Annotated in this window: 12 protein-coding genes and 1 tRNA gene; 8 read left to right on the forward strand and 5 right to left on the reverse strand. The window is 38.0% G+C overall.

What is annotated here, in order from left to right:
* Positions 1–90: 90 nt before the first annotated feature.
* The 6 genes from ACIR131C_RS27375 to ACIR131C_RS0117595 are packed head-to-tail and all read left to right on the forward strand — an operon-like array spanning position 91 to position 2,852.
* Positions 91–345 (forward strand): nucleotidyltransferase family protein, encoded by a 255-nt coding sequence (locus tag ACIR131C_RS27375; RefSeq protein ID WP_196811803.1) that lies wholly within the window; start codon positions 91–93, stop codon positions 343–345.
* Positions 327–833, forward strand: a complete 507-nt coding sequence (locus ACIR131C_RS23200) for a ribonuclease toxin HepT-like protein (protein ID WP_051347612.1) — start codon at positions 327–329, stop codon at positions 831–833. The genes ACIR131C_RS27375 and ACIR131C_RS23200 overlap by 19 nt, the downstream gene beginning before the upstream one ends.
* Entirely contained in the window at positions 799–1,014 is a 216-nt protein-coding gene (locus ACIR131C_RS0117580) for a hypothetical protein (RefSeq protein WP_028091253.1), read from the forward strand. Before ACIR131C_RS23200 ends, ACIR131C_RS0117580 begins: the two co-directional genes overlap by 35 nt.
* 33 nt (positions 1,015–1,047) lie before the next feature.
* Positions 1,048–1,806 carry a class I SAM-dependent methyltransferase gene (locus ACIR131C_RS0117585; RefSeq protein ID WP_231395491.1) on the forward strand — a complete coding sequence of 253 codons (759 nt, stop codon included), beginning with the start codon at positions 1,048–1,050 and terminating at the stop codon, positions 1,804–1,806.
* A gap of 23 nt (positions 1,807–1,829) precedes the next feature.
* Entirely contained in the window at positions 1,830–2,597 is a 768-nt protein-coding gene (locus tag ACIR131C_RS0117590) for a glycosyltransferase family 2 protein (protein ID WP_028091255.1), read from the forward strand.
* Between the two features lie 42 nt (positions 2,598–2,639).
* Positions 2,640–2,852, forward strand: a complete 213-nt coding sequence (locus ACIR131C_RS0117595) for a type II toxin-antitoxin system HicB family antitoxin (protein WP_028091256.1) — start codon at positions 2,640–2,642, stop codon at positions 2,850–2,852.
* A gap of 458 nt (positions 2,853–3,310) precedes the next feature.
* Here ACIR131C_RS0117595 and ACIR131C_RS0117600 read toward each other — a convergent pair whose 3' ends face one another.
* A complete protein-coding gene (locus ACIR131C_RS0117600; protein ID WP_028091257.1) occupies positions 3,311–3,880 on the reverse strand; it encodes a Uma2 family endonuclease in 570 nt (189 codons plus the stop codon).
* A 531-nt stretch (positions 3,881–4,411) separates the two neighbouring features.
* On the opposite strand from ACIR131C_RS0117600, the gene ACIR131C_RS0117605 reads away from it, so the two are divergent.
* On the forward strand, positions 4,412–6,148 hold the full coding sequence (locus tag ACIR131C_RS0117605) for a carbamoyltransferase family protein (protein WP_028091258.1): 1,737 nt from the start codon (positions 4,412–4,414) through the stop codon (positions 6,146–6,148).
* Between the two features lie 165 nt (positions 6,149–6,313).
* Positions 6,314–8,545, forward strand: coding sequence for a GumC family protein (locus ACIR131C_RS23205; RefSeq protein ID WP_035372398.1), 2,232 nt, complete (start codon positions 6,314–6,316; stop codon positions 8,543–8,545).
* Positions 8,546–8,772: 227 nt separating this feature from the next.
* On the opposite strand, the gene ACIR131C_RS0117615 is transcribed toward ACIR131C_RS23205, so the two are convergent.
* From ACIR131C_RS0117615 to msrA, 4 genes are all read right to left on the reverse strand, one after another.
* Positions 8,773–8,856 (reverse strand) — tRNA-Leu (locus ACIR131C_RS0117615).
* A 75-nt stretch (positions 8,857–8,931) separates the two neighbouring features.
* Positions 8,932–9,969, reverse strand: coding sequence for an alpha-hydroxy acid oxidase (locus ACIR131C_RS0117620; RefSeq protein ID WP_417033504.1), 1,038 nt, complete (start codon positions 9,967–9,969; stop codon positions 8,932–8,934).
* 93 nt (positions 9,970–10,062) lie between these two features.
* Positions 10,063–10,938 carry a M48 family metallopeptidase gene (locus tag ACIR131C_RS0117625; protein ID WP_028091260.1) on the reverse strand — a complete coding sequence of 292 codons (876 nt, stop codon included), beginning with the start codon at positions 10,936–10,938 and terminating at the stop codon, positions 10,063–10,065.
* A 173-nt stretch (positions 10,939–11,111) separates the two neighbouring features.
* Entirely contained in the window at positions 11,112–11,777 is a 666-nt protein-coding gene (gene msrA / locus ACIR131C_RS0117630; RefSeq protein ID WP_028091261.1) for a peptide-methionine (S)-S-oxide reductase MsrA, read from the reverse strand.
* Positions 11,778–11,973: the final 196 nt, after the last annotated feature.

Below are 11,973 nucleotides of genomic sequence, written 5' to 3' on the forward strand. Positions count from 1 at the left end.
CAAACTAGCTGAGAAACTGAGAGCTTTGGGAGTGAATTTAGATGATATTTAAAGAAAGTTAACTGAAAAAAGCATTTTCCCAGTTATGTTATTTTAGATCAATTTTCGCCAGAATTTGGCATAGATAAAGCCTACATTTTTGGTTCTGTAACCCGTGTTGATAAATTTCGGCAAAATTCAGATGTTGATGTCGCAGTAGAAAATATCAATCCGGAAAAATATTGTTTAGCTATTAGCTTCCTGTCAACCTATTTAGAAAGAGATGTAGATATTATCAGATTGAATGATTGTCATTTTAGCCATCGCATTCGGCAAACAGGAATATTATGGAAAAAAACACCCTAATTATCTTCCAAACGGATGTCAAATATCAATTAGCGGTGATTACTGCTATTAATAAAAAATTGGTTGAACGTTCTGAGAATTTAACCTCTGATAATTCAGTTTTATTAGAAAGTATCGCTTACCAAACTCATAACTTATATGGTGCAACCGAAAATCTACTAAAAATAGTAGCCTCCTATTTTGAAAATAATATTACCGATACTGCCCAGTGGTACAGTGCATTACTCAGAAGAATGAGCCAAAATATTCCCGAAGTTCGTCCTTTTTTAATTTCTCCGTCAACCTACGAGATTTTAAACAGTTTAAGAGGATTTCGCCATTTCTTTCGTCATGCTTATGGGGTAGAAATAGAATATGAGCAACTAAAAATCAATTTATTTAAAGCATTAGCATTATTACCAAATCTTGAAAAAGATATTGAACTTTTCCTGGAAAAAATCAACAGACCTATTCTTGGGTGTATGGATAGGAAAAAAAGCCGAATTTGAGGGTTATTGGCTACGATGGTGGGATAAATCTGGAAATTTATTACTCTGGGGAAGTGAGTTAGTTAATCAAGAACGCCAAATAGCAGAAAAAGAACGCCAAAGAGCAGAAAAAGCAGAACAAAAAGCTGTTAAACTAGCTGAAAGACTGCAAGCAATGGGAATTAATTTAGAAGATATTTAGGGATTCTTTTTTTGTATCAGTCTTAATAAGATTATGCCAAAACCAATCGCGTGGATTGGTGTAAACCTGTCGTCTAACCGCGAGTCGCTGCTGAGAGACTCAGTTAATTACCACAATAATACAGCTACCATTTCAGAACAAATGACTACCACACCCAACCAATACGAATATTCCTATCAAAATAGTCAAGCTGAACATCATCACAATTATTTGCTAAAACCACTTATGGAAATGATGTCAGAAATGCTACCCCCCCCCGATAACAACCAAAAACCTCGGATTTTGGATATTGGTTGTGGTAATGGTAGCTTGAGCAATTTCCTAGCACAACAGGGTTATGAAGTTGTTGGTGTTGAGGAATCTGAATCAGGTGTAAAATTGGCTAATCAAAGTTTTACCAATTGTCGCTTTATTCAAGGTAGCATTTACGATTTACCATATTCTGAACTAGGAGACAACTTTGATATTGTGATTGCTGTTGAGGTAATTGAGCATTTATTTTATCCTAAAGAATTAGTCAGAAGTGCTAAAAAATGCCTCAAACCCAATGGTGGGTTAATCCTAACCACTCCCTATCATGGTTATCTAAAAAACCTAGTGATGGCTGCTACAGGGAAAATGGACAACCATTTTACCGTTCTTTGGGATGGTGGTCATATCAAATTCTTTTCCGTACCAACTATGACGGCTTTACTTAAATCAGAAAACTATACAAATATCAAGTTTAAGTTTGCGGGTAGATTTCCCTATCTTTGGAAAACTATGTTGTGTTCTAGTACCATAGTTCAATAACAAGAATTTATTTGAATATCCTAATGTTAGAACAAATTACACCTCTCATCCTTACCTATAACGAAGAAAATAACATTAATCGTACCCTGAAAAAACTTAAATGGGCAAGTAAAATCATTGTTATTGACAGTTATAGCACAGATACAACATTAGAAATTTTGTCTCAATATCCTCAAGTAGAAGTATTTACCAGGAAGTTTGATTCCTTCGCTAGTCAGTGCAATTACGGACTATTAAAAATTACATCAGAATGGGTACTATCGCTAGATGCAGATTATATATTAACCGATGATTTAATTCGGGAAATTACATCTTTGCCAATAGAGTCAGATATAAATAGCTATAGTGTCAGGTTCAAATACTGTGTTTTTGGTAAACCCTTACGCGGTACTTTGCTTCCACCCCGCAAAGTTCTTTACAAAAGGGAAAAAGCAATTTATCAAGATGATGGACACGCTCATAGAGTTGTGGTACAAGGTAAATCTAGTCAATTATCAGCATACATCCACCACGACGATCGCAAACCATTGAGTCGTTGGTTATGGGCGCAAGATCGTTATATGGTAATTGAAAGTAAAAAACTTCTAGAAACACCAGAGCATGAACTTAGTATAGGCGATCGCCTTCGCAAAAAGAAAATCCTAGCACCTTTAATAATTTTAATCTATTGTCTGATCATCAAAGGCGGTATTCTTGATGGGTGGCATGGATGGTACTATACATTTCAGAGAGTTTTAGCAGAACTATTGCTGGGTATACATATAATAGAAGCAGAGAAAATAGATAGTTAATTGGCTCAAATAACCTGCTCTTTATTGCTAGGAGTTAATCTGATGGTAAATACACTGGTTTTTGAAGTTTCCCAAGCAGAAGACGGCGGATTTGTGACTGAATGTCTCACCGAAGACATTTTTACCCAAGGAGATTCTTGGGAAGAACTCAAAGCCAATATTCGAGAAGCTGTTAAAGCTTTTTACTTTCAAGAATTGAACTTTCCAGTTATACACTTACATCTTGTTAAAAATGAAATTTTATTAATTCAATGAAAATACCTAGAAATCTGAAAGGTTCAGATTTAGTGCAAACTTTATGTAATATGTAAAACGTGGGACTACAAAATTGTCAATCAAGAAGGAAGCCACATTATCCTGGAAACAGAAACGCCAAGTCATCACCGTCTTTGTGTTCCCGATAGCGCAAGCGCTGCTGCAAGCAGTTCATAACCCATTGAGAGTGGGTACTTTAAATGCCATCTTAGTTGCTGTTTCCCGCCATAAGGGGATTAGCAAGCAAGATATTCTTAACCCTTAATCAAAAATTCTTAACCTCATCTTTACTTTGAAGCGATCGCCCAAATCAGATGATCACAGAAATCATTAGTCAGGGATCCGTCTAATCCGTGATTCAGACCTTTTTCCCCGCGATCGCCTAAGCGCCTAAACAACTAAAATATTCCTTAGTATTATCAATACCTTTGTCAAAATAAGAGGTTCATTAGTGAGTGTCAAGCCTGTAAAACCTCAGCAACAGTTAACTTTAAATCAGCAAATATAAGAGAACCAATTACCTGATCTCCCACATATACCTGCTCATCATAAAAACCCTCTACCCATTCCAATACTGTCACCTTTTGGGCAGTCGGGTCAACAATCCAATATTCAGCAATTCCCCGTGCAGCATACTCAGAACGCTTATAACGATAATCCCGATTTCCTTGATTTGGACTCACCACCTCAACCACTAACAAAGGTGGTGGCATATCCATTAAAATCAAAGAGCGTGTAGCCCCTTCCATAATCTTAGCCAATTCCTCAGAAAACACTACTAAATCAGGCACACGCACCCCCACCTGACGGCTATTTACAGCCATTTCTGTTTTCATTCTCAATCGGTAATATGGAATACCTAATTTAGAAAAATAAATTAACAAAAACGTTGCTATCCGACAATTTAACTCACTTTCTGAAGGCATAGGTATTAATTCTCCGTTTTCCAATTCATATAAAGCGTCCGTACCATCGTCATAATTAAGAAATTCCTCAAAGGTCATCTTTTTAACCGTTGTAACTGTCATTGCTGTTCCTCCTATTGGCAATTTACGAAGGTAAACTTATAGTGCTGTATGCGGATTTCCCACAATAGGTGTGTACTATTAGTTAGTAATAGCGAAGTGCTACTGTAAGCAAATCGCATCCGTAAAAAGAAAATCCTCGCACCTTTAATAATCTTCATCTATGGTCTCATCCTCAAAGGCAGTATTCTCGACGGTTGGCATAGATGGTACTATACATTTCAGTAAGTTTTATCATAACTATTTTTGAGTCTACTTCTAATATAATAGAAGCAGAGAAAATAGATATTAACCAAACTCAAAAATAAAAACCCAGCAAGCACAACTGTAATATGACAACCCAAATCATCCCTAACCCAGAGATACTACTTAATGTTAAAAATGAAATTTCATTAATTCAATGAAAATACTTATAAATCTGAAGCTTTCAGATTTAGTGCAAATACTGAAGTCTTTAACTAAACTTCTTTTCTTCACAAGAAGGTTATAATCAGACTAAACAATTTTTTTATAAACTCATAAATTAGTAAATCCATGAATATACTAGGAATTAACGCTTACCACGGTGACGCTTCTGCTTGTTTAATCCAAAATGGTCAATTAATAGCAGCCATTGAAGAAGAGCGTTTTAATCGAGTTAAACATTGGGCCGGATTTCCCACAGAATCTATCCGTTATTGTTTAAAAATAGCTGGTATTAGTGCCAAAGAGTTAGATCACGTTGCATTATCCTTTAATCCCAAAGCTAATCTTAATCGTAAACTCCTATTCACCCTCAAACAACGTCCATCACTATCATCACTTCTAGATAGATTTAACAAACAAAGTAAATCCGCCAATCTTCACAGAACACTAGCCGCAGCTTGTAATTGTCAACCCCAGGAAATTACAGCACCTATTCATACCCTAGAACATCATACTACACACCTAGCCACCGGTTTCTTTATTTCCCCCTTTGAAAAAGCCGCCATTCTATCTGTTGACGGTATGGGAGACTTTGTAAGTACCTTGTCAGCAGCAGGAGAGGGTAATCATTTAGAATATTTCACGCGGACGCACTTTCCCCACTCTATCGGTTATTTATATAATGCCATTACCCTGTATCTAGGTTTTCCTGCCTATGGTGACGAATACAAAGTTATGGGATTAGCCCCTTATGGAGAACCAGAGTATCTCGAAGCATTCAGAAAAATCATCTTTCCCAAAGGAGATAGTTTTGAGCTAAATCTAGATTACTTCACTCATCATGAACAGGGTATCGCTATGAAGTGGGATAATGGCGCACCCACAGTTGCACCTTTCCATAGTCCAGAACTAGAAAAACTATTAGGCCCAGCAAGAGAAGTAAATTCTGAACTGACACCCAAGCATCAAAATATTGCCACATCCCTACAAGCCATAACAGAAGAAATAATTTTTCATTTACTCAATCAATTACATCAGCGCTACCCTTGCGAAAATCTCTGTTTGACAGGTGGTGTAGCTATGAATTCTGTAGCCAATGGTAAAATTACCCAAAATACTTCCTTTAAAAATGTTTACATTCCTCTAGGGGCTGCTGATAATGGTACTTGTATCGGTGCAGCCTTCTTTATTTGGAATCAAATTCTCAAGCAACCTCGTCAGTTTATTTTAAGTCATGCTTATTGGGGTTCTGAGTTTTCTGAGGAAGAATGTTTATTAGCATTACAATCTCACGATTTACAACCTAAAAAGCTTGAAAAAGTAGCAATGTTAAATCATGTTGTTGATGCTATTTGCGATGGCAAAGTAATTGGTTGGTTTCAAGGTAGAATGGAGTTTGGTGCCAGAGCATTAGGCAATCGTTCCTTGATAGCTGATCCTCGTCGCGCTGATATGCGGGATATAATCAACTTAAAAATTAAATTCCGAGAAAAATTCCGTCCTTTTGCCCCCAGTATTCTGGAGGAATTTGTTGGAGAATACTTTGAAATTGATGAACCAGCCCCTTTTATGGAGAAAGTTTTCAAAATTCGCCCTGATAAAAGAGAAAAAATTCCTGCTGTGACTCATGTAGATGGGTCTGGAAGGTTACAAAGTGTCAGTCACAAAACCAATCCTCTTTATTGGGAATTGATTAATACATTTTACCAGCGTACTGGTATTCCTCTGCTTCTAAATACATCTTTAAACGAAAATGAACCTATTGTGAGGACACCGCAGGAAGCTCTGAAATGTTTTTTGAGAACTAATATGGATGGCCTAGTTTTAGGCTGTTATTATGTAGATCGTAGTTCCATAAAATACTGAATTAAGTAAGTAGACGTGAGATAACCGAAATCTCACTTAATTACATACTGATTCAATCACTAAATTTTAGTAGTTATTGGTGATTAGCTTTTAAAGTTGCTAAACTATGACTCATAAAGGTAAAAAACAGTTACACATTCCCTGCTATTCACCCCAAAAAAACCTGTGCTTAACCAACTCAAAAATGACAAAAATTCCCAGGGTAATACCACTCCTGTTTCTACATTATTTTCAAATCCCACATTTTCCCAATTTTCAGAAGAGGCTAGTGATTTTAACCTCAAGTCCTTTCTTAGTCTTTTACAGCGCCGAGCAATTATCATCATAGGAGTTGCTTCCGTTGCTATGGGTGGTGTTATTTATACAACCTTTAAACAAGTACCAATATATGAAGGCGGCTTTCAAATATTAGTTGAACCTGTTAATAGTGACTCTGAACTAGGGAAAATAGACGTAGGACTCGCTAATGCCCTTAAACCAACTGGATTAGATTATGAGAGCCAAATTCAAGTTCTCAGAAGTCCAGAACTGCTGGGAGATTTTATTAAAGAAATCCAAAAATCTTATCCTGATATTAATTACTATACCCTTATACAAGGTTTAACTATTCGTCGCTTGGCACAATCAAAAGTCATTCAAGTTAGCTATCAAAGTGATAATAGTCGAAAAATTAAACTTATACTAGATCCTCTGGCTGATTTTTATTTAAAATACAGCCTCAACAAGCGGCAAACGAAGCTCCGTCAGGGAGTTAAATTTGTGGATGAAAAACTCCCGGAAATCCGAACTAAGCTAGGACAGTTGCAAAAACAAATGCAAATGTTCCGTCAAAGATACAATTTTATTGATCCTGAAAACCAAGCTGGGGTAATTTCTTCGCAAATTCAATCTTTGACACAACAAAGACTAACTATAAATCAACAGTTAACCGCTGCTAGAGCTAATTATGACAGGCTACAGAGACGTGAAGAACAGTTAGCAATTCTCAATACTGCCCCTCTTTATCAAACCCTAATTGCTCAACAGCGTCAATTAGACACCCAGATATCTGGAGAATTAACTCGATTTCAACCAGATAACCCAGTTATCCGCACCTTACAAGAAAAAAGAGCTAACCTTTTACCTATTATTGAGGCAGAAGCCGCACGCACTATTAATATCAGAATATCTGAAGCTACGGATCTAATAAAAAAAATAGAAGTAGACAATCAATACATAGCACAAGTAGAAAAACAAGTGCAATTGAAATTAGACCAGTTGCCAGTTTTGTCTCGGCAATATACTGAAATCCTGCGGAATTTACAAATAGCCAATGAAAGTTTAAATCGCTTTTTAGCGGCTCGTGAACAACTGCAAATAGAAATAGCCCAAACAGAACTACCTTGGGAATTAATCCAAGCAGCTATTCAGCCTCAATATCCAATTTCTCCAGATATTCCCCGCAATTTAACGTTGGGATTTGTGGCTAGTTCTTTATTAGGTATAGGTGCTGCTTTTCTCCGGGAACAGACTGATAATACCTATCACAGTATTGAAAATGTCCAGGATAAGGTAGGACTACCTTTATTAGGATCTCTTCCCTTTAATAAAAACTTAGTGCGGAATGCATCTTTAAGCCTGACAAATATAGGTAAAGACCAAGAACCAGAAGTAGTTGTAGACCCTCTTGTCGTCAGTGATGAACCATCTAACACTTCTGTTCGTCGCCGTTCCCAATCCAGCTATTATTATGGACAAGGATCATTTTGGGAATCTTTACAAGTTTTATATAGTAATATTCAACTGCTTAATTCTGATCGACCAATTAAGTCTTTAGTTGTTTCCTCTGCTGTTCCCGGAGATGGTAAAAGTACGGTGGGATTTAGTCTGGCAAAAACAGCCGCTATTATGGGGAAAAAAGTATTACTTGTAGATTGTGACCTCCGGAAATCCAAGGTTCATAAACTATCACAATTAAATAATCTCTGGGGAATAAGTAGTTTAATTTCTTCAGATATAGATGTCAACCAAGTAATTCAAGAAATGCCGGGACTTAATGGTTTATCAGTGATTACTGCAGGTCCTGTACCGCCTGATCCGGCGCGGTTGCTCTCATCAGATAAAATGAGTCAAATGATGAACTATTTCTCTGAGAATTTTGACTTAGTGATTTATGATACTCCTCCCTCGTCAGGATTAGTAGATGCCAGACTAGTATCAGTTAATACTGATGGTGTGATGCTAGTTGTCAGAATTGATAAAACCGATAAATCTGCCTTAAAGCAACTTGTTGATACGCTCAAAGCATCTCCCATCAATTTACTAGGAGTAGTAGTCAACGGTGAGAAATTCCGAGGACTAGGATATAACTATAATTACAGATATAGTTCATATTACTACACTAAGAGTAATAGTTAAATTAGCGTCAATTGGTTGGTAGGATGAGCAGAGTCTTTACTATTTACGGTAATTTATGATTGGTGACTTTCAGAATTGCCGATAGCTAGTTTCTCACCCTAAATACAAGACTGAAAAAGCTCTTGTAGCCGCAGATAGATCAACTATTGGCGTTGATATTAGCATCTGTAACTGTTAATCATCAACACAAAATTAATAACTAATGAACCTTAGTTATTGACGAGATATGGGCAGGAGGAGAATCGAACTCCTATGACCTCACGGTCGCCGCATTTTGAGTGCGGTGCGTCTACCAATTCCGCCACCCGCCCTTGGGTGTAACTTTCTTATTATAGCCTATTTTTTGATTTTGGCAATAGGTATTGAGATTTTTTTTGAGAAATTTTTTAGTGAGCAATTGATGAATCAATATCCTCCAAACTGGGACAGCCACTGAGTGCCATTGCTACCTTTAACTCATCCTCAAGTAGGGAGATGATATGAGATACACCAGTTTTTCCGGCCACTGCTAATCCCCATAATACAGGCCGGCCAATGAGTACAGCCTTTGCCCCCAGTGCTAAGGCTTTAAGTATATCTGTACCTCGACGAATCCCCCCATCTAACAAAACCTCTGCTCGTCCGTTTACTGCCGCTACAATTGGGGCTAGAGCATCTAGAGAAGCGATCGCACCGTCTAATTGTCTACCGCCATGATTAGAAACAACAATTGCTTGAGCGCCATGTTCCACAGCCCGAACCGCATCATCAGATCGTAAAATTCCTTTAACGACCACAGGTAAGGGGCTAATAGATTGTAACCATTGCAAGTCTTTCCAAGTGACTGCGGGGTTAATTTGCTCGCTAAAATAAGTCAATAAACCAGATTCTCCTTGTTCCTGGGGAATCTCTAAACCGGAGATATTGGTGAAATTACCAAGCTGTAAACCGGCAGGTAGGGTAAACTGATTAAGTTGGTCTCGTTCTCGTTTTCCCAACACGGGAGCATCTACAGTCAGACAAATCGCTTTGTAGCCCGCTCTATAGGCTCTTTCTACCAAAGCCCTAGTTAAACCCTGATCTTTGTGGATATAAAGTTGAAACCATTGTAAACCATTAGCAACAGTAGCTACTTCTTCTAAACTCTTATTAGCTAATGTACTCAACACCATACCGACACCTGCAATTTCCGCAGCTAAGGCTGTAGCAATTTCACCCTCTGTATGCGCCAGACATTGAAAGGCCATGGGCGCAATTAACAGAGGTAATCGCAAATATGCCCCTAAGATCTTGGTAGTTAAGTTAACTTCACTAACATCAACTAGCATTCTTGGATAAAGTTTAACTCTTGCAAACGCAGCACGATTATCTTGCAGCGTAATTTCATCCCATGCACCACTACTATAATAATCAAAAGCCATCTGTGAAAGATGCTCTTTTGCCATTTGTTCGTATGCGAATAAATTAATCGGTGATAGATTCATGTTGCGTAAAGGTAATTTATCTAGCAAGATCAGTTTCAAAACCTAAGATATAACCTACCAATTACGCCAACCTCCTGGGGATGCAGTTTCGTCTTGATGATTAATACTGTGATTTTTTACTATTTTTTGGTACTCTAGACTACTAGCCCACCGATCAATTTCTCGCGCCCGCAATACGGGGACAGGGTGGCTTAATTGGGCTGTGCGGGCAGATTTTACCATTTCCCCCAATTCCGTTTTACTAATGTCATCATAGGCACGAGCTTGGTCAATAAAGGCATCTAAATTCAATTGGGGCGCTAAACTAGGAGAACCACCAGCTAACTTCATTAATACTGACATGACTATTTTAGGGTCTTGGGTGGCTAACAAAGCGGCACGATCGCAGGTAAACTCAGCACAGCGTACCCATTCTAATAATTGTGACTGCATAGCTTGTGCCAACACAGTGCCGATATTTGGCACAAATGCAGCGGCTAAAATCAGTAAATTCACCGGTGTTAAATACACGCTGTGATCGCATTTTAGATGACCTAATTCATGGGCAATTACCGCCTGTATTTCTGCTGGTGTCAATATCTCAATTAAAGATGTGTGGATAACTACAAAAGGCTGTTTACCCCGCATAGCAAAGGTATAAGCATTAGGGGCTGGATGTTGACGCACATATAATTGAGGCGGCTCAATGTCAAGAATTTGACAAGCTTCTAATAATAATTTGTGTAATTCTGGGAGTTGTTTTTCTCCTACTAAAATACTAGAAGCGATATTCTCTACATAAAAAACCTGTTCGGCCATTGGACCGAGCCAATTTCTCACCATCATATCTAAACCAGGGATTTGCTTGAGCGTTTTAGTAGCTTCCAAGTCTAGAGGATGACGGAATGAGTCAGCTTTTAAACCAATTAGTGAGCTTTTCAATAAAGACATAGTTTAATAAAAAAATAAAAAAGGAAATGTAGGTTGGTTGTAGGTTGGGTTGAGCGACAGCAAAACCCAATATAATACTACCAACGATTTTGTTGGGTTTCCTTGAGTCAACCCAACCTACGATATAATGCTTTTTAGTCTTAACAGAGGGTATTGTGTGGTTTTCTGGACTTCTAACTTACCTGCGCTTCCGCAAGACCTACGGGACAAGCTACATTAGTACCACCTAAACCACAATAACCACCAGGATTTTTGGCTAAATATTGCTGATGGTATTCTTCAGCATAGTAAAATTCAGGTGCATCTAATATCTCTGTGGTAATTGTACCATAACCTGCATCCTTGAGAGCTAATTGATAAACATTTCGTGATGTTTCTGCTAGTTGTTTTTGATTTTCAGAATAGACGTAAATTCCCGAACGGTATTGAGTACCAGTGTCGTTACCTTGACGCATTCCTTGGGTGGGGTTGTGGCTTTCCCAGAAGACTTTCAAGAGTTGGGAATAAGTAATTATTTTCGGGTCAAATACAACTAACACCACTTCATTATGACCGGTCATACCGCTACATACTTCTTGGTAAGTGGGGTTGGGTGTGTAACCAGCAGCATAACCTACCGCTGTAGTGTAAACTCCTGATAATTGCCAAAATTTGCGTTCTGCACCCCAAAAACAGCCTAAACCAAACATAGCAGTTTCTAATCCCTGGGGAAAAGGTGCTTTGAGGGGATTTTTGTTCACATAATGAAGTGCTGGTACTCGCATTACTTCGTCCCGTCCTGGCAGTGCTTGCTCAGGTGTTGGCATAGCTGACTTTTTTCCAAATCCAAATATTCCCATTGTTTTTAATTTGTATTAATGATTGCGATGCTTCTTAATTATAAAACTAAATACTTTGGGAGTTTCAAAACACCTCTTAGTTAGAGTGTGATCATCTAGCATTCATAAATGATGTTTTTTTTGACATACTCATCGACCTGAAGGTGCGATGATTCTTGACACTTCACTGGAACACGCCACAAGTGGTCTTATCGTC

The organism is Dolichospermum circinale AWQC131C, from assembly GCF_000426905.1.
Classification (GTDB): domain Bacteria; phylum Cyanobacteriota; class Cyanobacteriia; order Cyanobacteriales; family Nostocaceae; genus Dolichospermum; species Dolichospermum circinale.

Excerpts from the sequence above, each read along its gene's own strand:
- ACIR131C_RS0117595 (WP_028091256.1), top strand. The coding sequence starts at position 2,640 with ATGGTAAATACACTGGTTTTTGAAGTTTCCCAAGCAGAAGACGGCGGA.
- msrA (WP_028091261.1), bottom strand. The coding sequence starts at position 11,777 with ATGGGAATATTTGGATTTGGAAAAAAGTCAGCTATGCCAACACCTGAG.
- ACIR131C_RS0117605 (WP_028091258.1), top strand. The coding sequence starts at position 4,412 with ATGAATATACTAGGAATTAACGCTTACCACGGTGACGCTTCTGCTTGT.
- ACIR131C_RS23200 (WP_051347612.1), top strand. The coding sequence starts at position 327 with ATGGAAAAAAACACCCTAATTATCTTCCAAACGGATGTCAAATATCAA.
- ACIR131C_RS0117585 (WP_231395491.1), top strand. The coding sequence starts at position 1,048 with ATGCCAAAACCAATCGCGTGGATTGGTGTAAACCTGTCGTCTAACCGC.
- ACIR131C_RS0117590 (WP_028091255.1), top strand. The coding sequence starts at position 1,830 with ATGTTAGAACAAATTACACCTCTCATCCTTACCTATAACGAAGAAAAT.
- ACIR131C_RS0117600 (WP_028091257.1), bottom strand. The coding sequence starts at position 3,880 with ATGACAGTTACAACGGTTAAAAAGATGACCTTTGAGGAATTTCTTAAT.
- ACIR131C_RS0117625 (WP_028091260.1), bottom strand. The coding sequence starts at position 10,938 with ATGTCTTTATTGAAAAGCTCACTAATTGGTTTAAAAGCTGACTCATTC.
- ACIR131C_RS0117620 (WP_417033504.1), bottom strand. The coding sequence starts at position 9,969 with ATGGCAAAAGAGCATCTTTCACAGATGGCTTTTGATTATTATAGTAGT.